This window comes from Deinococcus maricopensis DSM 21211, assembly GCF_000186385.1.
GTDB lineage: Bacteria > Deinococcota > Deinococci > Deinococcales > Deinococcaceae > Deinococcus_B > Deinococcus_B maricopensis.
The window spans coordinates 1,990,557-2,011,845 of the sequence record NC_014958.1; the positions used below are offsets into that span (position 1 = coordinate 1,990,557).

At 72.5% G+C, this 21,289-nt stretch carries 19 protein-coding genes and 1 riboswitch; of the genes, 10 read left to right on the top strand and 9 right to left on the bottom strand.

Translation table 11 applies throughout. The annotated features are described in order from the left end of the window. Positions 1-35 precede the first annotated feature (35 nt). The 4 genes from trpA to DEIMA_RS09335 form a co-directional block, all read right to left on the bottom strand. Positions 36-839 (bottom strand): tryptophan synthase subunit alpha, encoded by an 804-nt coding sequence (gene trpA, locus DEIMA_RS09320; RefSeq protein WP_013557002.1) that lies wholly within the window; start codon positions 837-839, stop codon positions 36-38. Further along, on the bottom strand, positions 836-2,065 hold the full coding sequence (trpB, locus tag DEIMA_RS09325) for a tryptophan synthase subunit beta (protein WP_013557003.1): 1,230 nt from the start codon (positions 2,063-2,065) through the stop codon (positions 836-838). The genes trpA and trpB overlap by 4 nt, the downstream gene beginning before the upstream one ends. Before the next feature lie 199 nt (positions 2,066-2,264). Beyond that, positions 2,265-3,134 (bottom strand): tRNA glutamyl-Q(34) synthetase GluQRS, encoded by an 870-nt coding sequence (gene gluQRS, locus DEIMA_RS09330; RefSeq protein ID WP_013557004.1) that lies wholly within the window; start codon positions 3,132-3,134, stop codon positions 2,265-2,267. Beyond that, a complete protein-coding gene (locus tag DEIMA_RS09335; RefSeq protein ID WP_169311936.1) occupies positions 3,131-5,743 on the bottom strand; it encodes an ATP-binding protein in 2,613 nt (870 codons plus the stop codon). The genes gluQRS and DEIMA_RS09335 overlap by 4 nt, the downstream gene beginning before the upstream one ends. A 96-nt stretch (positions 5,744-5,839) precedes the next feature. Between DEIMA_RS09335 and DEIMA_RS09340 the strand changes: the two genes are divergently transcribed. The 7 genes from DEIMA_RS09340 (at position 5,840) to DEIMA_RS09370 (ending at position 12,359) form a co-directional block, all read left to right on the top strand. After that, complete coding sequence (locus tag DEIMA_RS09340; protein ID WP_013557006.1) at positions 5,840-7,258, top strand: alpha-amylase family glycosyl hydrolase; 1,419 nt, start codon at positions 5,840-5,842, stop codon at positions 7,256-7,258. A gap of 69 nt (positions 7,259-7,327) precedes the next feature. Then, positions 7,328-7,987 (top strand): HAD family hydrolase, encoded by a 660-nt coding sequence (locus DEIMA_RS09345; protein WP_013557007.1) that lies wholly within the window; start codon positions 7,328-7,330, stop codon positions 7,985-7,987. 12 nt (positions 7,988-7,999) lie between these two features. Next, positions 8,000-8,236, top strand: coding sequence for a hypothetical protein (locus tag DEIMA_RS09350; protein WP_013557008.1), 237 nt, complete (start codon positions 8,000-8,002; stop codon positions 8,234-8,236). Positions 8,237-8,561: 325 nt separating this feature from the next. Next, positions 8,562-9,566 (top strand): dipeptidase, encoded by a 1,005-nt coding sequence (locus DEIMA_RS09355; RefSeq protein WP_076736862.1) that lies wholly within the window; start codon positions 8,562-8,564, stop codon positions 9,564-9,566. Continuing rightward, positions 9,563-10,432 (top strand): C40 family peptidase, encoded by an 870-nt coding sequence (locus DEIMA_RS09360; RefSeq protein ID WP_013557010.1) that lies wholly within the window; start codon positions 9,563-9,565, stop codon positions 10,430-10,432. Before DEIMA_RS09355 ends, DEIMA_RS09360 begins: the two co-directional genes overlap by 4 nt. Then, the gene (locus DEIMA_RS09365) at positions 10,429-11,643 is read left to right on the top strand and encodes a Gfo/Idh/MocA family protein (protein ID WP_013557011.1); all 1,215 of its coding nucleotides are present in this window, start codon (positions 10,429-10,431) and stop codon (positions 11,641-11,643) included. The genes DEIMA_RS09360 and DEIMA_RS09365 overlap by 4 nt, the downstream gene beginning before the upstream one ends. Then, positions 11,640-12,359, top strand: a complete 720-nt coding sequence (locus tag DEIMA_RS09370; RefSeq protein WP_013557012.1) for a GNAT family N-acetyltransferase — start codon at positions 11,640-11,642, stop codon at positions 12,357-12,359. The genes DEIMA_RS09365 and DEIMA_RS09370 overlap by 4 nt, the downstream gene beginning before the upstream one ends. 2 nt (positions 12,360-12,361) lie before the next feature. Here the strand turns inward: DEIMA_RS09370 and DEIMA_RS09375 are convergent, their stop codons facing one another. From DEIMA_RS09375 to DEIMA_RS09385, 3 genes are all read right to left on the bottom strand, one after another. Then, the gene (locus tag DEIMA_RS09375) at positions 12,362-12,610 is read right to left on the bottom strand and encodes a hypothetical protein (RefSeq protein WP_013557013.1); all 249 of its coding nucleotides are present in this window, start codon (positions 12,608-12,610) and stop codon (positions 12,362-12,364) included. 88 nt (positions 12,611-12,698) lie between these two features. Continuing rightward, on the bottom strand, positions 12,699-13,337 hold the full coding sequence (locus tag DEIMA_RS09380; RefSeq protein WP_013557014.1) for a histidine phosphatase family protein: 639 nt from the start codon (positions 13,335-13,337) through the stop codon (positions 12,699-12,701). Beyond that, complete coding sequence (locus DEIMA_RS09385; protein WP_013557015.1) at positions 13,334-14,056, bottom strand: RNA ligase family protein; 723 nt, start codon at positions 14,054-14,056, stop codon at positions 13,334-13,336. The genes DEIMA_RS09380 and DEIMA_RS09385 overlap by 4 nt, the downstream gene beginning before the upstream one ends. 174 nt (positions 14,057-14,230) lie before the next feature. Here DEIMA_RS09385 and DEIMA_RS09390 point away from each other — a divergent pair, with 174 nt between their 5' ends. Both DEIMA_RS09390 and DEIMA_RS09395 read left to right on the top strand, forming a co-directional pair. Beyond that, positions 14,231-14,830: a hypothetical protein gene (locus tag DEIMA_RS09390; RefSeq protein ID WP_013557016.1), complete on the top strand. Its 600-nt coding sequence runs from the start codon at positions 14,231-14,233 to the stop codon at positions 14,828-14,830. Continuing rightward, positions 14,827-15,606: a nucleotidyl transferase AbiEii/AbiGii toxin family protein gene (locus DEIMA_RS09395; RefSeq protein WP_013557017.1), complete on the top strand. Its 780-nt coding sequence runs from the start codon at positions 14,827-14,829 to the stop codon at positions 15,604-15,606. The genes DEIMA_RS09390 and DEIMA_RS09395 overlap by 4 nt, the downstream gene beginning before the upstream one ends. Positions 15,607-15,635: 29 nt before the next feature. Here DEIMA_RS09395 and DEIMA_RS09400 read toward each other — a convergent pair whose 3' ends face one another. Both DEIMA_RS09400 and DEIMA_RS09405 read right to left on the bottom strand, forming a co-directional pair. Further along, complete coding sequence (locus DEIMA_RS09400) at positions 15,636-18,023, bottom strand: EAL domain-containing protein (protein ID WP_013557018.1); 2,388 nt, start codon at positions 18,021-18,023, stop codon at positions 15,636-15,638. Between the two features lie 54 nt (positions 18,024-18,077). Beyond that, positions 18,078-19,151 (bottom strand): S8 family peptidase, encoded by a 1,074-nt coding sequence (locus DEIMA_RS09405; protein ID WP_013557019.1) that lies wholly within the window; start codon positions 19,149-19,151, stop codon positions 18,078-18,080. Positions 19,152-19,191: 40 nt separating this feature from the next. After that, a riboswitch (cyclic di-GMP riboswitch) is annotated at positions 19,192-19,276 on the bottom strand. Between the two features lie 148 nt (positions 19,277-19,424). Between DEIMA_RS09405 and uvrC the strand changes: the two genes are divergently transcribed. Beyond that, entirely contained in the window at positions 19,425-21,275 is a 1,851-nt protein-coding gene (gene uvrC, locus DEIMA_RS09410) for an excinuclease ABC subunit UvrC (RefSeq protein ID WP_043816619.1), read from the top strand. Positions 21,276-21,289: the final 14 nt, after the last annotated feature.

Sequence of the window (21,289 nt, forward strand, 5' to 3'; positions counted from 1 at the left end):
CCCGCGCGTGTGCGCGGGCCGCCTCTCTACTGCGGTTACTTGCGGGTGCCGCTGCGGATGGCGTCCGCGAGGGCGGCGGCGTCCTCGCCGCGCTCGATGGCCTGAATGAAGGCACTGCCGACGACCACGCCGTCCGCGCCGGCGTCCACGGCGACCGCGCGGGCCGTCGCGGCGTCCTTCACGCCGAACCCCACCGCGACGGGCAGGGACGTATGCTGCCGCGCGAGCGCGACAAGCGCCGGGACTTCCCCCAGGGCGCTGCCCTCACGCGCGCCCGTCACGCCCGTCACGCTCACGGCGTACACGAACCCCGTGCACGCGCGCGTGACCAGCGCCACACGCTCCGGCGTGCTGGTCGGCGCGATCAGAAACGTCAGGGCCAGGCCCGCCTGACGGGCGAGCGCCTGAATCTCCTCGTCCTGGTCGGGCGGCAGGTCCGGGAGGATCAGGCCGTCCACGCCGGCCTCCACGGCGAGGCGCATGAAGCGTTCCGGGCCGACGGCGTACACGGGATTGATGTACGTCATGAGCAGGATGGGCGTGCTCGACTCGGCGCGGAGCGCGCGCACGTACTCGAAGGTGCGCAGGGTGCTGCTGCCCTCGCGCAGGACCTGCTCGCTGGCGCGCTGGATGACCGGACCGTCGCCGAGCGGGTCGCTGTACGGCAGGCCCACCTCCATCAGGTCAGCGCGGTCCAGCAGCGCGCGCGCGACCGCGTGGAAGCCCGCAGCGTTCGGGTAGCCGGCCGTGAGGAACGGGATGAACGCGGCGCGGCCCTCGGTGCGCGCGCGGTCGAACGCGGCGTGAATCCGTTCCGTGCGGGTCTGCGTGACGGTCATGCGTGCACCTCCTGGCGTTCCACGCCGTCCAGGAGGCGCATCACCTCGACGACGTCCTTGTCGCCGCGGCCGCTGAGGTTCACGACGATGACCTTGCCCTCGCCGAGTTCACGGGCGGTTTCGATGGCCTGGTGAATGGCGTGCGCGCTTTCGAGCGCGGGGATGATGCCTTCGGTGCGCGCGAGCAGCTGCAGGGCGTCGAGGGCCTGCGCGTCCGTGACGGGCACGTACGTGGCGGCGCCCGTTTCGCTGTACCAGCAGTGCTCCGGACCGATGCCGGGGTAGTCGAGGCCGGCGCTGACGCTGTGCGCCGGGAGGATCTGGCCTTCGTCGTCGTGCAGGAGATACATCATGCTGCCGTGCAGCACGCCGACCTTGCCGCCCGCGACGGACGCGGCGTGCCGACCGCTCTCGACGCCCTCACCGGCCGCTTCCGCGCCGATCAGGAGGGGGCGGGGCTGCTCGTACGCGAACGGCGCGAAAATACCGATGGCGTTGCTGCCGCCGCCGACGCAGGCGATGATCGCGTCCGGGACGCTGCGGCCTTCTTTTTCCTGCAGCTGGCGTTTGACTTCCTCGCCGATGACGCTCTGGAGGTCGCGGACCATGGCGGGGTACGGGTGCGGGCCGACGACGCTGCCGAGGATGTAGAAGGTGTCGCGGACGTTCGTGACCCAGTCGCGGATGGCTTCGTTGGTGGCGTCCTTGAGGGTGCTGGTGCCGCTGGTGACCTCGCGGACCTCGGCGCCGAGGAGTTTCATGCGGAAGACGTTGAGGGCCTGGCGGCGGATGTCCTCGGCGCCCATGTACACGACGCACTGCAACCCGAGCAGGGCGCAGGCGGTGGCGGTGGCGACGCCGTGCTGCCCGGCGCCCGTTTCGGCGATGATGCGCTGCTTGCCCATGCGGCGGGCGAGGAGGGCCTGGCCGACGCAGTTGTTGATCTTGTGCGCGCCGGTGTGGTTGAGGTCCTCGCGCTTCAGGTAGATTTTTGCGCCGCCGGCGTGGCGGGTGAGGTTCTCGGCGTAGTACAGGGGGCTTTCGCGGCCGACGAAGTCGCCGAGGTAGTACGCGAGTTCGCGGAGGTACTCGGGGTCGTTCTTGGCTTCGGTGTAGGCGCGTTCGAGTTCGTCGAGGGCGGGAATGAGCGTTTCGGGGACGTAGCGTCCGCCGAAGCGTCCGTACCGTCCGCGCGCGTCGGGTTGGGGGTACGTGGGGAGGGACATGGCTTTATGCTAGGGCGAACGGGCGTTCGGGCAAGGGAGGCAAACTTAGACAAGCTGTCTAAGTTTTCGTATGACTGCCACCCGCTCCATGAGGCCAACACACGGAAGGCCATGAGGGTCCAGCGCCTTCAGACAACCAGGCCCCACCCGCCACCAACTCACAGCGTGCGCGCCCACACGGTCGTCACGACCTTCCGGGTCAGTCTACGCCGCCCTCACGGCCAGTGGCCCACGCACGCCACAGCGGCAACAGCTCACCGGCCGTGACCTCCTCCGGCACAGCCCAACCCAACGACTGCGCCAGCGCCGACAGCACCCGGCCCGGGCGTTCACCCGCCTCGCGGAGCGCCATGACAGGCGGCGCGCCCCCCCGCTTCGCGAGGCGCGCGCCCGCATAGTCCGTCATCAGCGGCACATGCCAGTAGCGCGGCGTCCCGTACCCGAGCGCGCGCTGCAGCGCCACCTGCCGCGGCGTCGCGGGCCACAGATCCACGCCGCGCACGACGTCCGTGACGCCCATCAAGGCGTCGTCCACCACGACCGCCAGATGGTACGCGAACGCCCCGTCGTTCCGCGCGAGCACCACGTCCCCCACGTCCCGCGCGAGGTCCTGGCACAGCACGTTCCCGCTCAGGTCATCGCGGGCGCACACCTCCCCTGCCGGGACGCGCCAGCGCAGCGCCGCCGGACGCCCGGGCACGCGCGCTGAGGGCTCACGGCACGTGCCGGGGTACACCACCTCCGCGCCGTGCGGCGCGCCCACCGCCTCCAGCACCTCACGGCGCGTGCACGTGCACGGGTACGCGTCCAGACGCGCTGCCGCCGCCCCGTACAGGGCCGTGCGCTCCGACTGCGTGAACTCCTGGTCCCAGCCGAGGCCCAGCCACTCCAGGTCCCGGCGGGTCACGTCGTACGCCCACGCGCGCACCCGCCCCGCATCCAGGTCCTCGAAGCGCAGCAGATGCCGCCCCCCGAGCGCGCGCGAATGCAGCCACGCGAGCAGCGCCGTGCGGGCGTTGCCGAGGTGCATGGCGCCCGTGGGGCTGGGTGCGAACCGGCCGACCCTCATGCACCCGGCAGCGTGAAGTGGAAGGTGCTGCCCTCCCCGGGCGTGCTGTCGAGCCACAGCTGCCCGCCGTGCCGCTCGACGATCTTCTTGCAGATCGCCAGGCCGACGCCCGTCCCCTCGTACTGCTCGCGGGTATGCAGCCGCTGGAAGATCTCGAACACCCGCTCGAAGTACGCCGGTTCGATGCCGATGCCGTTGTCCTGCACGGTGAAGTGCCACAGGGGCCCGTCCGGTGCGGCGCGCACGCGTACGCGCGGCGGCACGCCCGGGCGGTGGTACTTCAGGGCGTTCCCAACGAGGTTCTGGAACAGCTGATCGAGTTGCCCCGCGCCGATCAGCACGGTGGGGAGGGCCGCGCGGTCCACCTGCCCGCCCGCCGCGTCCATCTCGACGCGCATGCGCTCCAGCACACCGTCCAGGACGGCGCCACTGTCGGTGGGCTGCACCGTGCGCTCCTCGGTGGTGACGCGGGAAAACGCGAGCAGGTCGTCCACGAGGCGTTTCATGTGCTTGCCGCTCTGCGCGATCTGCCCGAGGTACACCTGCCCGCGCGCGTCCAGGCGGTCCGCGTACTTCCGGGCGATCAGGTCCGCGAAGCTCGTCATGGCCCGCAGCGGCGCCTGCAGGTCGTGACTGGCGATGTACGCGAACTGCTCCAGCTCCTGGTTGCTGCGGCGCAGTTCCTCGTTGCTGCGCCGCACGGCTTCCTCCGCGACCTTGCGTTCGGTGAGGTCGTGCATGGCGACGACCGCGCCGAGCGGCTCGCCGTCCTCCGTGAAGATCGGCTGGCCGTTCGCGACGAGGCTACGCGCCGGGCCGTCGTCCGGGCGGATGACGATTTCGGCGTCCCGGACGCGCTCGCCCTGCCACGCGCGCACGAGCGGAATGCGGTCCGTGGTGAGCGGCGTCGCGCCGTCCGCTTCGAACAGCTTGTAATGCGCCGGCCACGCCTCGGGCGGGAGCGTCGACGCGTCGAGGCCGTGCATGGTGCGCGCCGCGTCGTTGAAGAGCGTGAGCTGCCCGTCGGGCGCGCACGCCACGACGCCTTCCGCGAGGCTTTCCAGCACGGCGCGCAGAAAACTGCGTTCCCGCTGCAGTTCGCGGTTGCTGCGCTCCAGCTCCTGCGAGCGCAGCGCGAGCTCCGCCACGCTCTGCGCCCGCTCCAGCGCCTGCCCGAGGCTGCGCACGACCGTCTCCAGAATCGCGCGGTCAATGGCCGTCCAGCGGTGCGCGCTGAACAGCGCCACCCCGAACACGCCCACCGGCACGCCGTTCACGAGGACGGGCAGGGTGGCGGTGGTGCTGACGTGCTGCACGAGCGCCGTCAGGTCGTCGGTGCTTTTGTCGTACGCGTCCTGGTAGTGCGCCTGCCGGGTCGTCCAGGGCAGCACGAGGTTGCGGGTGGCAGCATACGGCAGGCCCGCGTCCACGACCGCCTGCAGCTCGGGGTTGCGGAGGTCGCCGGTCTGCGCGCGCAGGCGCCACGTGTCGCCGTCCAGTTCGTAGTACACGGCGTACCCTTCGGGCAGCATGGACAAGGCGACGTCCTGGGCGCGCTGCACGAGTGCGTGCGCGTCGCGTTGCGCGCCCAGGTCGCGTGTGAGCGCCGCGAACCCTTCGAGCGCGCGCGTGCGCGCCGCGAGCTCGGCGTTGCGCCGGGCGAGGCGCGCCGTCTGCTCCGCGCGCTCGACGGCGAGGCTGAGGCTCCGCCCGACCGCGCGGAACACGGCGCGGTCCCGGTCGGACCAGCGGGGCGTGTCGCGCAGGCCGATGGACAGCGTCGCCTGCACGCGCCCGTCGTGCAGCAGCGGGTACGCGGCGGCGCTGGCGAACTGCCCGGACTGCTCGATCTGCTCCGCGGCGGCGTCCCACTCCTCGAAGAACACCGGCTCGGCCGTGCGGGCGACGCGCGCGAACGACGGCGTGTCCTGCGGCAGGCCCGCCCGCAGGATCGCCAGGAGGTCCGGTGAGGCGTTCAGGTCCTCGGACCATACGCGCAGCGTCCAGCGGTGCTGGTCCAGTTCGTAGTACCCGCCGGTGCAGTTCGGGAACTGGGCGCGCAGGACCTCCACGGCGCGCGTGGCGAGGGCGTGCAGGTCCGTGTCGGTGCCGACCGCCTCGGTGAACGCCACGAACGCGGCCTGCGCGGCGCGTTCCTCCTCGAGCTGCTGCGTGCGTTCCTGCACGCGCGCCTCCAGGGTGGCGTTGAGGTCCTGCAGGGCATGTTCGGCCTGCTTGCGCGCGGTGATGTCGCGGGACAGGCCGTACAGGCGGATGGCCTCGCCGTGGTCGTCGCGTTCCACGAGGGTGTGCTGCTCCACCCAGATGGGCCGACCGTCGTCGCGGATGAAGCGGTACTGCACGACGGATTCGTCGATCTGGCCGCTGCGCAGTTGCGTGAACGCCTCCAGGATGCGCGGGCGGTCGTCAGCGTGGACGTTGCTGAGGTAGTCCGCGAGGCTGGGCGAGCCGTTCTGGACGCCCAGCAGGTCGCGCAGTTCCGGGGAGCGGTAGCCGGCGTTCGTGCGCAGGTCGTACTCCCATGCGCCCTGACGTGCGGCTTTCAGGGCGAGGCGGAATCGCGCGTCGGTCGCGGACGGGTCGGACATGGCGACCAGCATACCGTCCGGGTGGGCGGCGAGAACTTGCGGTTTTTCGCGTGTCCGGCCCGGGCCGCGCCGGATGGAAGCGGTATCATCCTGGGCATGAAGCACCTCCTGCTGCTGGGCCTGCTCACCGCGCCTTCCGCCCTCGCTGCCAGCGCGGACGCCTGGCGCGGCCAGGTGATCTATCAGGTCCTCCCGGACCGCTTCGCGGATGGCGACGCTGGCAACAACGCCGGCGTGAACCGCGACGACCTGCGCGCGTGGCACGGCGGGGACCTGACGGGCCTCACGGCGCGCGTGCCGTACCTGCACGACCTGGGTGTCACCGCCGTGTGGCTCACGCCCGTGTACGCGCAGCAGCCCGGGCGGTCCTTCGACACGGACGGCTACCACGGGTACTGGCCGGCGGACTTCCGCAACACCGACGCGCACTTCGGGACGCTCGCGGACTTCGACACGTTCATCAAGACCGCGCACAGCAGCGGCCTGAAGGTCATGCTCGATCAGGTCGTCAACCACACCGGGTACACGGCGCCGCTCGTGCGGGAGCGCCCGGCGTGGTTCCACAACGAGGCGAACTGCGCGGCCCTCGGCAACAAGGACGTGTACTGCCCGCTGTCGGGCCTGCCGGACCTCGCGCAGGAACGCGCGGACGTGCGCGACTTCCTGTACGGCAACGCGGACTTCTGGCGCGCGCGCGGCGTGGACGGCTTCCGGTACGACGCCATCAAGCACGTCCCCGAGGATTTCCTCAAGAACCTCGTGCACCGCGACGCGGACGCCGGCACGTTCACGCTCGGCGAGTACTACGGCGGCGACGCCGGCACGCTCGCCGCCTACCAGCGTCAGGGCCTCAGCAGCCTGTTCGACTTCCCCCTGCAGGCCGCGCTCAAATCAGCCGTCATGACCGGCAGCAGTGTCGGCGCCGTCCGCACCGTCCTCGAACAGGACCAGCAGTACCCGGACGCGAACCTGCTCGCCACGTTCCTCGACAACCACGACGTACCCCGCTTCGCGAACGGGTCGCTGTTCGAGGACGAGGCGCGCGCCCGCACGGTGTACGGCGTGCGCGCCCTCATGACGCTGCGCGGCATTCCCGTCCTCTACCAGGGCACCGAGATCGCCATGCGCGGCGGCGGCGACCCCGACAACCGCCGCGACATGCGCTTCCCCGACGCCTGGACGCCCGAGGAACGCGCCGTGTACGAGGCGACGAAAGGCGCCATCGCCACGCGCCAGGCCAGCCGGGCGCTCAGCGTCGGCAGCACGACGCTCGTGAGCGTCCCCGAAGCGCACGCCGACGACCTGCTGCTGTTCGAGCGAACCGCGAACAGCGAGCGCGTGATGGTCGCATGGAACAACGCCCGCGACCGCCGCACGTACAGCGTGAAGTTCAGCGGCGACGCGCGCGCCCTCACGCGGGACCTGTTCGGGCAGGACGCGAAGCTCAGCGTGAGCGGCGGGTACCTGCACGTCAGCCTGCCGGGCCGCAGCGCCAGCGCCTTCACGCTGAAGTGAACCTCCCGCGCCGCGCGCCCACCCCGGGCGCGCGGTTCCTCACGGGGGAATCTGGTATCACTGCTGCTGATGACGATTCAGGCCGTGCTGTTTGACCGTGACAACACCATCGCCTTTACGGACCCGCAGGTGTACCGCGAAGTCGCCGCGTACGCGCACGCGACGTACGGCGTCGACCCACGCGCCGCGCTGGAGGCCCTGTCGAGCGAGTGGCAAGCGAGCGAGAACGCCTGGTGGGACCTGCGCAGCCACGAGGACGAAGCGGCATTCTGGACGGCGTACGCCGGGCGCCTCGCGGGCCGCATGGGCACCCCGGACGTCACGGCGCTGCTGGAACGCTACCCGTACCACGCGTACCTGAAACCCGCCCCACACGTCCGCGAGGTGCTGGAGGCGCTGCGCGCGCAGGGCGTGAAGATCGGCGTGCTCAGCAACACGCTCCCGAGCGTCGCGGCGTCCCTGGAGACGCTCGGCGTCCGCGACCTCGTGGACGTACCGCTCGCCACGTGCCTGCTGGGCGTACACAAACCCGAAGCGCAGGCGTTCACGCTCTCGGCGGACGCGCTGGGCGTCCCGCCCGCCGAGATCCTGTTCGTGGACGACCTGCCCGAGAACATCGAAGGGGCGCGCGCCGCCGGCCTGCGCGCGCAGCTGATCGACCTGACCGGCGAACGCGCGGGCGCCATGCACGACCTCAGGGCCCTGCTGCCGCTCGTGCAGGCCGGGTAAGCTGAGGGCCTCATGACGGACGCAGACTGGGCGCTGATGGAGCGGCGCGTCGCGAACCTGGAGGCGCTGCTGATGGCGGTGTTCCGGCGGGACGCGCGCGCCACGTACGAGCGGGCGTGCGCGGACGGCGTCGCGCACGCGGAGGCCGTGCAGGCAGCGCTGCAGGACGCGCGCGCGTGGACGGCGGGCCTGGACGCCGCACTGCAAGACGGCGTGCTGCGCGCCGTCGCGCGGCAGTTCGAGAACTAACCGGGCGCGGCCCGGACAAGGGGGTCAAGGGCGGCGGTTCAGCCTGAGCCGAGGGCCGCCGCGCACCCACGCACCAAACGGGAATAACACGCGGCACGTGGCCGCGCTGCAGACGTCCGTGCCGCCGTCCTCGCTGACCGCGTGGGAACGCGAGCTGCTCCGCCTTGCGGAAGCGGGCGCGACCGGGCGGCAGACGGCGCGAGCAGTCGGGCTCTGCGAGGGCACCGTTCGGAATCGCGTGGAGGCGGCGCGGCAGGCGCGCGCGCACGGGCCGCCGCGTCCGGCCTCGGGTGTCCGTGGCGGCGGCGCGCCGTAAGCTGAGCGGGTGATAGTGGACGGACACCTGGATTTGGCGATGAACGCGGCGCTCGGCCGGGACCTCACGCTCCCCCTCGCGGAACTGCGCGACCTGGAAGGACCGGTGGGCGATCAGGAGGCACTCGTGACGTTCCCGGCGCTCCGCTCGGCGGGCGTTGCGGCGTGCTTCGCGACGCTGTTCGCGTGGCCGGCATCGTCGGGCATGCCCGGCGGGTACGAGACGGCGCAGGAGGCGCGGCGCATGGCGCTCGCGCAACTCGACCAGTACGCCCGCTGGGAGGAGGCGGGGCTCGTGCGGGTACTGCGCACGGCGGACGACGCGCGCGCGCACTTCGCGAGGTGGTCGGCGGAGCGGGACGTGGCGTCGCCGCTCGGCGTGGTGCTGCTGATGGAGGGCGCCGACCCGGTGCGCGACCCGAACGAGGTGGAGTTCTGGGCGCGTGAGGGCGTGCGCGTGATCGGGCCGGCGTGGGGGCGGACGCGGTACGCGGGCGGCACGGACGCACCCGGCCCGCTCACGGATGCGGGCGTGGATCTGCTGCACGCCATGCGGGAGGCGCGCGTGGCGCTGGACGCCGCGCACCTGGACGACGCGTCGTTCTGGGGGGCGGTGGACCTGCACCCGACGGTGATCTGCACGCACGCGAACGCGCGCGCGTTCGTGCGCACGAACCGGCAGCTCACCGAGGACATGGCGGCGCGCGTGGCGGCGTCGGGCGGCGTGATCGGGCTGGTGCCGTTCGGGAAGTTCCTGCGCGAGGGCTGGACGTCCGCGCAGCCGCGCGTGCCCGTGTCGGATCTCGTGCGGGTCGCGGCGCATTTCGCGGGCGTCGTCGGGTGGGCGCACGTGGCGCTCGGCACGGACTTCGACGGGGGGTTCGGGCGGCCCACGCTGCCGCGCGGCATCGACAGTCACGCGGACTTGGGCGCGTTCCTGGAGGGCGTGCCGGATGAGTTCCGCGAGGGCGTGGCGAGCGGGCACTGGCGCGCGTGGATGGAGGCGCACCTGTGAGCGGCGCATCCGGTCTGGACGCGCGCGTGCACGCGGTTGACGCGGCGCGGCGCGTCGCGGAGGTCGCGCTGCGGGACCAGCTGGAGGGCGAGTGGACGTACCTGACGCCCCGGGCGGCGTGGGCCGCGCGGGGCCGAGTGAGCCTGCGCGCCGCGCCGGACGAGCGTACGGCGCAGGTGACGGAGGCGCTGCTCGGTGAGGCAATGGAGGTGCTGGAAGCCCTGCCGGACGGGTGGGCGTGGGTGCGCACCCGGCATGACGGGTACCTGGGGTTCGCGCGCGCCGGGGCGTTCACGACGACGGCGCCTGAGCCGGCCGTGACCGTACAGGTGCCGCGCGCGCACCTGTTCTCGGCGCCGCGTGTGAGCGCCCCGATTCTGGACGACGTGAGTTTCGGCGCGCGGCTGCCAGTACTCACCGAGGGTCCGGCGCAGGAGGGCGCGTACGGGTGGTGGCGCGTCGCTTATCACGAGGGGGAGGCGTTCCTGCACGCGGCGGCCACGCGCGTGCCCGCGGGTGGCACGGTGCGGAGCGTAGCGTTCCTACAGCGGTTCCTGGACACGCCGTACGTGTGGGGAGGGCGGAGCGCGTGGGGGCTGGACTGCAGCGGCCTGACGCAACTGTGGGCGGGGCCGGGCGTCCTGCCGCGCGACGCGGACCAGCAGCAGGCGGCGCTCGCGCCCGTGGAGGTGCCCAGCGCCGGGGACCTCGCGTTCTTCCCGGGGCACGTGGGCATCATGCTGGATGAGCGGCGCATGCTGCACGCGAACGCCACGCACATGCGCGTGACCGTGGACACGCTCGGTGAGAGTGAGTACGGCGCGCGCCTCGCGGCGGACCTGCTGGGGTTCGGGCGGCTCCCGTGACGCCCGCGCCGTCCGTGGCGGTGCTCGGCTGCGGGAACCGCGGCGGGGACGTGTACGCGCGGCACCTGACGGCGCAGGGCGCGCGCGTGACGCACCTGGTAGATGCGCGTCCCGCGCGGCTCGCGGAGGTCGCGGTGCGGGGTGGCGTGCCGCCCGAGCGGACGTTCACGGACGCGGCCGCGTTCTTCGCGCTCGGGCGGGTCGCGGACGCGGTAGTGATCGCCACGCCCGACGACGGGCACGTGGAGCCGTGCCTGGAGGCGCTGCGGCTCGGGTATCACGTGCTCCTCGAGAAGCCCATCTGCCTGAATGAGGCGGAGCTGGACCTGCTGCTCGCGGCGGAGTGCGCGTCGAGCGGGACGGTGACGGTGTGCCACGTGCTGCGCGCCTCGCCGTTCTTCCGGGCGGTGCGGGCGGTGCTGGACCGCGGCGTCCTGGGGCGCCTGGTGGGCGTGACGCACGCGGAGAACGTCGCGTACTGGCATTTCGCGCATTCGTTCGTGCGGGGGAACTGGCGCGCGTCGCCGCCGGCCGCGCCGTTCATCCTGGCCAAAGCGTGCCATGACCTGGACCTGCTGCGGTGGTTCGTGGGCGCGCCGCCCGCGCAGGTGAGCAGCGTGGCCGGGCGGCATCACTTCCGGGCGGAGGACGCGCCGGCGGGCGCGTCGGACCGCTGCGTGACGTGCCCGGTCGTCGCGTGCCCGTACGATGCGCGCCGCATCTACGGCGCGCGCGCGCCCGGAGTGTGGCCGGTGACGGTGCTCACGGCGGGCGGCGTGACGCTGGAGGAGGCGCTGGAGGCGGGGCCATACGGGCGCTGCGTGTACGCCTGCGACAACGACGTGCCGGACCATCAGGCGACGCTGATCACGTTCCGGAACGGCGTGCAGGCGACACTGACGGTGAGTGCCTTCACGCACGAGAACACGCGGACGCTGCGCCTGCTCGGGACGCACGGGGAGCTGCGCGGCCACCTGGACCGCGGGGAGCTGGAGGTGCACGACTTCCGCACGGGCGCCGTGGAGGTGCAGCGCGTGGACGCGAGCGGCAACCACGGCGGCGGCGATGAGGGCCTCGTGGCGGCGTGGCTGGCGTTCCTGCGCGGGGACGCGCCCGGGACGCCCACGCCGCTGGCGGAGTCGCTGGATTCGCACCGGCTGGCGTTCGCGGCGGAACGGGCGCGCCGCGCGGGCACCGTGGAGGCGCTGTGAACGGCGTGGAGGCCGTGCGTTCGCGCGGGGCGAAGGTGGACGCCGCACACCTCTCGCGGTACGCGCGGGGGGGCGCTGTGGGGACGTTCGGTACGGCCACCGCGGGGTACGTGGGGGCGGACCTGCCCGTGAACGCCGCCGTTCTGACGGGGGCAGCGGTGGAGTGGCCGGCGCTGGAAGCGTTCTTTGAGGCGCGTGGCACGGCCCCGGTCGTGCAGGTGTTCTCGGGGGACGTGGCCGTGCACGCGGCGACCCTCGCGGAGCGCGGGTACACGCTGAGTATGCTGCTGCACGTGCATGCGCGCGGCCTCGTGGACCTGCCGCCGGCGGGGCATGATGTCCGGGAGCTGCTTCCGGCGGCGTGGTCGGTGCTGGCCGCGCGGGCGTTCGGGCCGGGCAGTGAGCGCGTCATGCAGGTGACGGCGGCGCGCGAGGACACGACGCTGTTCGCGTGCAGCGTCGCTGGCGAGCCGGTGGGGGTGGGCGCCCTGAGCGTCTTCCAGGGCGTGGCGCTGCTGTTCTCAGCGGGAACGGTCCCCGGGGCGCGCGGGCAAGGGGTGCAGGCGGCGCTGCTCGCGGCGAGGCTGGAACGTGCCCGTGCCCTGGGCGCGCAGGCCGCGATGGTCCTGACGACGCCCGGGTCCGGCAGTGAGCGGAACGTGGCCCGCGCGGGGTTCACGCTCGCCGCGGCGCGGGCCACGTTTCAGCGCCGCTGACCTCAGCGGCCGTCCGTGAGGCCCTTCTGCACGCCGTCACCGACGGCGTCCGCTTTCTCCCCCAGGTCCTTGGCGCCTTCCTGAAGGCGGTCGCCGAGCTGTTCGGCGCCGTCCTGAATGTTGTTCACACCTTGCTGCACGTCCTGCTCCAGTTGCGCGTCACTTTTCGGCGAGCACGCCGTGAAGCTGAGCAGGAGGGCCAGGCCGAGCGCCGGCAGCGCTCGGCGGCCCTGTGGTCCGGACTGTCGCACGGTCACCTCCCTGAGCGCCGCTGGGCGGCGTCCCCCTGAGGGTACGCGGGAAGCTTGAGGCGCAGTCCAGCCCCGCGTGAGCGTCCCTTCACGCCAGCGTGAGCAGGTGGTCGCCGCGCGCGAGGTCCGCGGTGAGCACCTCGCCGCTTTCCGGGTCGAGCGTGAGCGTGGAGTACGCGGTGTTGTCGTGCAGGGTGGTGCGCGCCGCCCAGGTTTCGCGGTAGTCGAGGTTCAGGAGGCGCACCAGCAGCGCGCTGAGGGCGACGCCGTGTGACACGAGCACCAGGGTTTCCCCTGCGCCGGGGCGGTGCGCGGTGAGGTGCGCGTGCACGCGTTCGGCGAGTTCCGAGGGCGTCTCGCCGTTCGGGGCGCGGAAGTCCGGGTGGCCGTCCCAGAAGGCGCGGTACAGGTCCGGTTGGGTGGCGCGCAGCGTCTCGAACGTCTGCCCTTCCCAGTCGCCCATGTGCAGTTCGCGCAGGGCCGCGTGGGCGCTGAGCGTCCCGCCGAGGCGCTCGTGGAGGGCGCGGGCGGTGGCGTGCGCGCGGGCCAGGTCGCTCGCGTGGATGGTGGGGGCGCGCACGCCGTGGGCGTGCAGGTGCGCGGCGAGGGCGCGCGCCTGCGCTTCGCCGTGCGCGTCGAGCGGCACGTCCGCGTACCCCTGGAAGCGCCCTTCGGCGTTGTGGGCGGTGCGGCCGTGGCGGACGAGGATCAGCGTGGCGGGCGTCATGCGAGGGAGTGTAGCGTGCCGCGCAGGCGCGCGAGCAGGGCGTCGTCCTCAGCGCGCAGGACGTTTGGCCGGACGACCTCGCCGTCCTGGAAGTGCGCGCCTGTCACGTACGCCGGCTGCACCCACTTGGCGACGAGCAGCACGCGCCGCGCCCGCTCGACGCGGTAGATGAACCCCTCAGGGGGCGTGCGGGCGCCGTGCCCCCCGTGCCCGCACGCGGCGTGGAGCGCGGCGAGGTCGCGGGCGCCGTGCGCGTGGAGGTGCGGGGTGACGAACCCGCCGCGCAGGCGACGGTGCAGGTCCGGGAGGGGTGTGCGTTCGTGGCCGCGCATCAGGTCGAGGGCGACGAACGGCTCGTGCGGGAGGTGGTAGTGGGTGCCGTGCGCGTACAGCAGCCACTCGCCGATCAGACGCTCGCCCGGTTGCAGCACCGCCAGGAAGCGCGGGGCGTGGTGGTGGACCCACGCGTCGAACAGGCGGCCCTGGAGGCGGCGACTGTCGCGCGCGCGGTACCCGGCGCGGTTCAGGGCGATCAGGTCGTCGCCGACGCGGGCCACGGCGACGTTCGTGCCGTCGAGCTTCTCCTGCACCCATACGGTGTCGTGCGGGCCGGGCGTCAGCGTGCGCGGCAGGTGCTCGTCGTCCGCGCCGGCGCGGCTGCCGGGCAGGTGCGGGATACGGCCGTACGCCGGGTGGCCGAGCGGTCTGCGGGCGTCCATGCCATGCATTAGGCCACGCGCGCCCGGCGGGGGGCATGCGTCGGCGGCGTACGCCATTGTCCGGTCGGCGGCGCGGGCGGGGAACGCTATGCTGCTCGAATGCTTCGCACGTGTTTTGTCCTGACGGGTCAACGGTGCGCTGCGCCCGTTCGGGGCAGCGCGGAGACGTATGAGGTGCACCTCACGACGGTGCCGCTGCACGGCGGGGCGCTCGACGCGTACCGGGCGGCGTGCACGGCGCTGCGCGTGAAGGCCCTCGTGATTGAGCTGTCGCCGGCGTTGCCGGTGCAGCCGATGACGTGCCTGCGCGTAACGGGTTCGTTCGCGGACGCGATGGCGGAGGCCGCGCGGGTGCGTGACCTGCTGGCCGCGCAGGGGTTCCCGACGACGCGCGTGAAGGTGGAGGCCGCGCCGTGGAATCCGGGCGTGCCCGTCACGGACGCGCAGGGCATGGCGGAACCGCCGGGACGGTACTTCGAGTACCACGCGCGCCTGACGCTGCCGGACGGCGCGGACCTGTCGGGGCTGCGTGAAGCGTGCGCGCAGCACAGGGCGCATGTGTCACGCAACCCGCTGAAGGTCCGGGAGGACGGGCTGCAGGAGCGGTTCGTGACGCTGCGCGCGTACGGCGTGGGGCGTGAGGCGGTGGAGGCGCGAGCGGCCGAGCTGGAGGGCGCGCTCAGGCGGGCGGGGTGGACGGTGGCGTCCACGGTGCTGGAGTACTGCGTGCATGACGATCACCTGGCGCTGGACGGCGGCTGGGGGCAGCCGTGAGGGCCGCGCGGCCGGATGAAGCGGTACGGCCGCTGCTGCTGGGGTGGCTGCGCCGCGCCGGTCACGTTCCGGAGGCGGCGGCGCTGGTGCTGCGCGGCAGCCTGGTGACGGGCGCGTACTGTGGGGCGGGGCGGGCGGCGGCGGACGTCGACTACCTCGTGATGGGCGCGTTCGATGCCGCCGCCATGCACGCCGTGGCGGAACGTGTGGTGGCCGTGCCGGACGCCCGCACCGCCCTGCGGCTGGTGAGCACGGAGGTCATCTGGGCGGAGACAGCCTTCCCGGGGCTGCGCGCGCACGTGGCGGGCGACGCGGGGGACGGCGTGGAGCGCACGTTCCAGGTGGATTTCGCGTTTGGGGACCCGATGACGCAGGCGCCGACGCGGCTGACCCTGCCCGGCGTGGGGCCCGTGCAGGCGTGCGCGCCGGAGACGCTGTGGGCGTGGAAGCTGCACGGCCTCGTCGAGTTCGGGCCGGGCCGGTGGCGCGCGAAGGACCTGTACGACCTGCAGCTGCTGGACGCACGGGTCGCGCTGGACGCCGCCGAGTTACGCGCGGCGGTGGAGGTGGCGTTTCAGAGCCGCGGCGCCACCTTCGCGGACTTGACGGACCTGTTGACGCGGGCGGCGTGGGGGTGCTCTGCGTCGAACCGGCGGAAGTGGCGGGCCTTTGAGCGGCGGTACGGCGTGTCGGCGGAGTTCCTGGCGGTCCGGGACGCGGTGCACGCCCGCGTAGCGAGCGTCGTCGGGCCAGCCGTGCAACGCGCGCGGCGCTGACGCTCGCCGCGCGTCCGTGGGCGCGGCGCTCAGCCGGGGTGCGCGGCGAGGTGCCGCGCGAACGCCTCGGCGCCCTGCGGGTGCGCGAACAGGAACCCCTGCACGGCGTTCACGCCGAGCCGCGCGAGGAACGCCTGCTGCTCGGGCGTCTCGACGCCCTTGGCGATCACGTCGAGGTGAATGGCCTGCGCGAGGCGCACGACCCCTTCGAGCATCGCCTCGTCCCGGCCGTGCGTGCCGTCTCCCTTGAGGTCGCGCACGAGCGCCGGGTCGAGTTTCACGCCGTCCACGCCGGCATGCTTGAGCGCCGCGAAGCTCGTGAAGCCCGCGCCGAAATTGTCGATGACGATGCGGACCCCCAGGGCGCGCAGGGCCGTGAGGGCGGCGCGCGCGCGGTCCGGGGCGCGCTGCAGCATCTCCTCGCTGACCTCGAGTTCCAGCAGGTGCGGGCTGAGGCCGGACGCGTCGAGTGCGTCCTGCACGAAGGTGGTGAGGTCCGGGTGCGTGAACTGCCGCGGGCTGAGGTTCACGCTCAGGACGCGTCCGTCCCAGTGACGGGCGACGCGGCACGCTTCCTGCAGGACCCACGCGCCGATGGGGACGCTCAGGCCGGTGCGTTCCGCGAGCGGCAGAAACACGCCGGGCGGGACGCTGCCGAAGTGCGGGTGCTCCCAGCGGAGCAGCGCTTCCGCGCCGCGCACGCGCCCGTCGGGCAGGGTGAGGGGTTGGTACATCAGGTCGAACTGCCCGAGCGCGAGGGCGTGATGCACCGCACCTTCGAGCGTGATGGGCGCGAAGCCGCCCTCGTCGCCGGCGGCGTGCCGCTCGAAGCCGCTGCCGCGCGTCTTGGCGTTGTACATGGCCTTGTCGGCGTGCTCGAACAGGTCCTCCCAGGTGCGGGCGTCGTCGGGGTACACGGCGACGCCGAGGCTGGGGCGGACGTTCAGGTCGTGCGTTTCGAGCGTGAAGGTCGGGTCGAACGCGGCGACGACGCGGCGCGCGGCGTTCAGGACGGCGGCGTCGTCGGGTGTGTCGCGCAGGATCAGCACGAATTCGTCCCCGCCAGTGCGGGCGACCGTGTCGCGCGGGCCGATGACCGGCTCCAGGCGGCGCGCCACCTCGATGAGCAGCAGGTCGCCGATGTGGTGCCCGAGCGTGTCGTTGATGTGCTTGAACTTGTTCAGGTCGATGACACCGAGGGTGAGGCGCTCGCCGTGCGCGCTGGCGTGCTCCACGGCGGTACGGTAACGGTCGGCGAGCAGCAGGCGGTTCGGGAGGCCGGTGAGGGCGTCGTACAGCGCCTGACGTTCGAGTTCCACGAGGCGTTCGCGCGTTTCACGCTCGGCCTTCTCTTTCGCTTCGCGTTCCGCGTCGTACTTGCGGCGCTGCGCGTCGAGGTCCTGGCGGGCGCGTTCCAGTTCGTACTGCGTGGTGAGTTGACGCGTCTGACGGTCCGCTTCGGCGCGCAGGACGTCCGCTTCGGCGGTGTGCGCGCGGCGCGCGACGGTGTACGCGCGCGCGTGCGCGCCCTCCTGGGCGTGCGCGGTGGCGAGCAGGTCGAGGAGTTTCGCGCGGGTGCGGTGCCGTCCGGCGTCCTCGGCGAGGATGATGGCGTCTTCCAGCGCGGCGCGCGCCTCGGCGGGCGCGCCGCGCTTCAGGTGCGCCTGCGCCTGACTGGTGATGATGGCGAGCTGCGCGTCGAGGTCCTCGCCGGCGCGGGCGAGCGGCAGGGCGCGGTCGTACGCGCGCAGGGCCTCGTCGGTGTCGCCCTCGTCGGCGTGCAGCTGGCCGAGCATGTGTAGGGCCGCGCCGGCGGGGGCGCTGCGGTCCCCGGCGAGGGCGAGGGCGCGGTCCAGCAGGCGCCGCGCGTGGTGGTAGCGGCCGTGCTTGCGCTGGAAGTCGCCGTAGTTCATGGAGAAGATCATTTCGCCGTCCGCGTGCCCGTTGGCGCGCGCGAGGTCGAGGGCCTGGCGGTAGTGCGCCTCGGCCGGTTCGGGCTGCTGGAGTTCCTCGTACACGCGGGCGAGGTTCGCGGCGACGTTGCTGGCGCGCACCGGGTCGTCGTGGCCCTGCAGGGTGGTGGACGCCGCGAGCAGGTGCTCGAGGGCGGTGTTGTAGTTGCCGAGGTCGGTGTAGAGCGCGCCGAGGTTGCACAGCACGGCGGCCTGCCCGGCGGCGTTGCCGACCTGGCGGTGCAGGTCGTGCGCCTCGCGGAGGCGCACGAGGGCGGCGTGACTGTCGCCGCGCGCGTGCTCGAGGCCGGCGAGGCCGTTGAGGGCATCCGCGAGCAGACGGCCGTCGCGGGCGTCGCGGGCGAGGGCGGCGGCCTGCTCGAACAGCAGCGTGGCGCGTTCGTCGTCCACGCCGCGGTACGAACGCGCTTGCTGCAGGATGTGCGGAATGGACGGGGAGGTCATCGGGCCCTTTCGGCGGAGGCGCGCCCGGCGGGCGCGCGCCGCGCCGGGGTCCGGTCAGTGCAGGTTGGAGAGCAGGGTGGCGGCGTCGAGCAGGCCGTCCCGGGTGGCGTCCTTGAGTTCGTCGGCGAGGTCGGCGGGGCGCGCGCCCTGCCCGAGCGCCAGTGCGAGCGTACCACTCACGAGCGGCGCGCTGAAGCTGGTGCCGGTGGCGTGCACGGCGCGCCCGTCCGGGTACGCGGCGGTGAGGGCCACGCCGGGGGCGTTCACTTCGCTGCCGCGGTTCGTCCAGGCGGTGAGGGTGCCGGCGTTGTCGGTGCCGCTGACGCTCAGCGCGCGCTCGCCGGCCGGGTCGGGCTGGGCCATCTGCACGGCAGGCGCTTCGGGGCGGGGCGCGCCGGTGTTGCCGGCGCTGCCGACGACCAGGACGCCGCGGCGGGTGACGTCCACGATGGCGGCGCGGACACCGCCGTTGGGGGCGGCGCCGCTGACGCTGAGGTTGATGATGTTCGCGCCGCGGTCGGCGGCGTCGCGGATCGCGCGGGCGACGTCCGCTTCGCTGCCGCTGCCGTCCGGGCCGATGACGCGCATGGACAGGAGTTTCGCGTCGGGCGCGACTTGCAGGACCATGCTGGCGACGGCGGTGCCGTGCCCGTACGCGGGGTCGCCGTCGCGGCCGCCTTCCGCGCCGTCGTCGAGGTCGCGGAGGTAGTCGTGGCCGCCGGTGACGCTGCCGCGCAGGACGGGGTGGTCGGCGTCGACGCCGGTGTCGATGATGGCGACGGTGACGCCGGCGCCGAGGCGGGGGGCGCGGGCCTGCGCGCGGTCCAGGCCGATCAGGCGGAAGGCGGCGGTGTTGTCGGGAGCGGGTTGGAAGGTGCCGTCGCTCCACATGCGCTGCCCATCGCTCCACATGCGCTGGCCGTCGCTCCACATGCGGAAGCTGTCACTCCACATGCGCTGGCCGTCGCTCCAGATGCGCTGGCCGTTGGTGGTGCTGGCGGCGCTGAGGTGCGCGCCGGCGGTGGGTTGGAAGGCCGCGCCGTACAGGGTGCCGTCGGCGGGCGTGGTGGGTTGACTGCACGCGGCCAGGCTGACCGCGAGCGTCAGGAACAGAATCGTCTGGCGCACGTCTTTCTCCTTGTCTGGTCTGCCGCGCGGGGGCGGGCAGGGAACCAATAGTCGGTCGCACCACTGGCTCTGCGCGTCCCAGGTGCCCGAGTACGGGAGCGCGCGTCGCAGCCTCTACCAGTCAGACTGAGTGTCTGTGCTGATGCGCCCAGCATGACAAAAACCTCACGCGCGCACCATGAAAAATCCCGCGCTTGAGCGGGGCACGGTTCGTGAGGGGGAATGTTGTGTCTTCTAACCGTCATCGTTACGTTCTGGGCGTACACTGAAGCAATGCAGTTCGAGGAATTGCCAGTCCTGCCCACGCAGAGCGGCGTCTACATCTTCCGCAGCGTCAGCGGCACGCCGATCTATATCGGCAAAGCCAAGAACCTGCGTGCACGCGTCACGCAGCACTTCAAGGCCGGCGGGAAGAGTGGCAAATTCACCCGCGAGGCCGCCAGCCTGGAATTCATCACGGCGCGCAACGAGGTGGAAGCGCTCGTCCTCGAAGCGAACCTCATCAAACAGCATCGCCCGCACTACAACGTGCTGCTCAAGGACGACAAGCACTACCCGTTCCTGAAGCTCACCAGTGAGGAATTCCCGATGCTGATCGTCACGCGGCGCGTCCTGAAGGACGGCGGCAGCTACTACGGCCCGTACCCGGACGCGTCCGCCGTGCGCCGCGTGAAGAACCTCGTCGACACCATGTTCCCGCTGCGCAAGAACAGCGGCATCCCCCTCCAGAAAAAACCCCGCCCGTGCCTGAACTTCCACATGGGCCGCTGCCTCGGCCCGTGCGTGGACGCCGCCGACCGCGCCGAGTACGCCCGCGCCGTCGACGACGTCAAGGCCCTCCTGGAAGGCCGCGCGGGCAGCGTCGTCACGGGCCTCAAGGAGCGCATGCGCGACGCCGCGCTGAAACAGGACTTCGAACTCGCCGCGCGCCTCCGCGACCGCGTGCAGGCCGTCGAGAAGCTGTTCGGCACCGAGCAGCACGCGTTCGTGTCCGACGAAACCGACCTGGACTTCCTGGGCCTCGCCGTCGCCGGCGAGTACGCGATGGTGCAGCTGTTCCGCATGCGCGGTGGCCGCGTCGTCGGCCGCGACAAACGCTTCCTCACGAACGCCGGCGACAGCGAACGTGGCGAGGTGCTCGGCGCGTTCGTGCAGGACTACTACACGCAGGCCACGCACGTTCCGCCGCTCGTGCTGATTCCCGAGGAGTTCGAGGACGCCGCCCTGTGGAGCGAATTCCTCTCGCAGAAAGCCGGACGCAAGGTGGAGTTGCGCACGCCGCACCGCGGCGACAAGGTGGACCTGATCGAGATGGCGCAGCGCAACGCACAGAACGGCCTGGAATCCGAGATGCTGCTGCTCGAGAAGCGCGGCGACCACCCGGGCCTGGAAGCCCTGAAGGAAGTGCTGGCCCTGCCGGAACGCCCGTGGCGCATCGAAGGGTACGACAACAGCAACCTGTTCGGCACGAACATCGTGTCCGGCATGGTGGTGTTCGAAGGCGGACGCGCCCGCAAAGGCGAGCACCGCCGCTTCAAGGTGCGCGGCCTTGACCACCCCGACGACTACGCCGCCATGCGGCAGACCGTGCACCGCCGCTTCAGCGGCAGCCTTTCCGACAAACTCCCCCTCCCGGACCTGATCCTGATCGACGGTGGGCGCGGGCAGGTGAACGCCGCCCTCGACGCGCTGCGCGAACTGAACCTGCACATTCCCCTGGTGGGCCTCGCGAAACGCGAGGAGCGCATCGTGCTGCCCAGCATCTACGGCGCGCAGTGGTGGTTGGACACCGGCACGGAAGTCGGCCGGAACCGCGAGCTGCTGCTGCCGGAAACGCACCCGGCGCTGCGCACCCTGATCGGCGTGCGCGACGAGGTGCACCACTACGCCATCACGTACCACCGCAAACTCCGCGGCGAAGGGATGCTGCGCAGCGTCTTCGACGACCTGCCCGGCATCGGTCAGAAACGCCAGGACGCGCTGCTGGAACACTTCAGCAGCCTGGAGGACCTCGCGAGCGCCAGCGTCGAGGACATCGCGCGCGTGCCCGGCATGAACGCCCGCGCCGCGCAGGCCGTCAAGGCGTTCCTGCAGGCTCGCGAACAGAACAGCGCGCCCGCCTGAGCCCCCACACAGGA

What these genes read in the sequence shown, in the direction of transcription:
- trpA (WP_013557002.1), bottom strand. Translation starts at nt 839, where the DNA reads ATGACCGTCACGCAGACCCGCACGGAACGGATTCACGCCGCGTTCGAC.
- trpB (WP_013557003.1), bottom strand. Translation starts at nt 2,065, where the DNA reads ATGTCCCTCCCCACGTACCCCCAACCCGACGCGCGCGGACGGTACGGA.
- gluQRS (WP_013557004.1), bottom strand. Translation starts at nt 3,134, where the DNA reads ATGAGGGTCGGCCGGTTCGCACCCAGCCCCACGGGCGCCATGCACCTC.
- DEIMA_RS09335 (WP_169311936.1), bottom strand. Translation starts at nt 5,743, where the DNA reads ATGTCCGACCCGTCCGCGACCGACGCGCGATTCCGCCTCGCCCTGAAA.
- DEIMA_RS09340 (WP_013557006.1), top strand. Translation starts at nt 5,840, where the DNA reads ATGAAGCACCTCCTGCTGCTGGGCCTGCTCACCGCGCCTTCCGCCCTC.
- DEIMA_RS09345 (WP_013557007.1), top strand. Translation starts at nt 7,328, where the DNA reads ATGACGATTCAGGCCGTGCTGTTTGACCGTGACAACACCATCGCCTTT.
- DEIMA_RS09350 (WP_013557008.1), top strand. Translation starts at nt 8,000, where the DNA reads ATGACGGACGCAGACTGGGCGCTGATGGAGCGGCGCGTCGCGAACCTG.
- DEIMA_RS09380 (WP_013557014.1), bottom strand. Translation starts at nt 13,337, where the DNA reads ATGACGCCCGCCACGCTGATCCTCGTCCGCCACGGCCGCACCGCCCAC.
- DEIMA_RS09385 (WP_013557015.1), bottom strand. Translation starts at nt 14,056, where the DNA reads ATGGACGCCCGCAGACCGCTCGGCCACCCGGCGTACGGCCGTATCCCG.
- DEIMA_RS09400 (WP_013557018.1), bottom strand. Translation starts at nt 18,023, where the DNA reads ATGACCTCCCCGTCCATTCCGCACATCCTGCAGCAAGCGCGTTCGTAC.
- uvrC (WP_043816619.1), top strand. Translation starts at nt 19,425, where the DNA reads ATGCAGTTCGAGGAATTGCCAGTCCTGCCCACGCAGAGCGGCGTCTAC.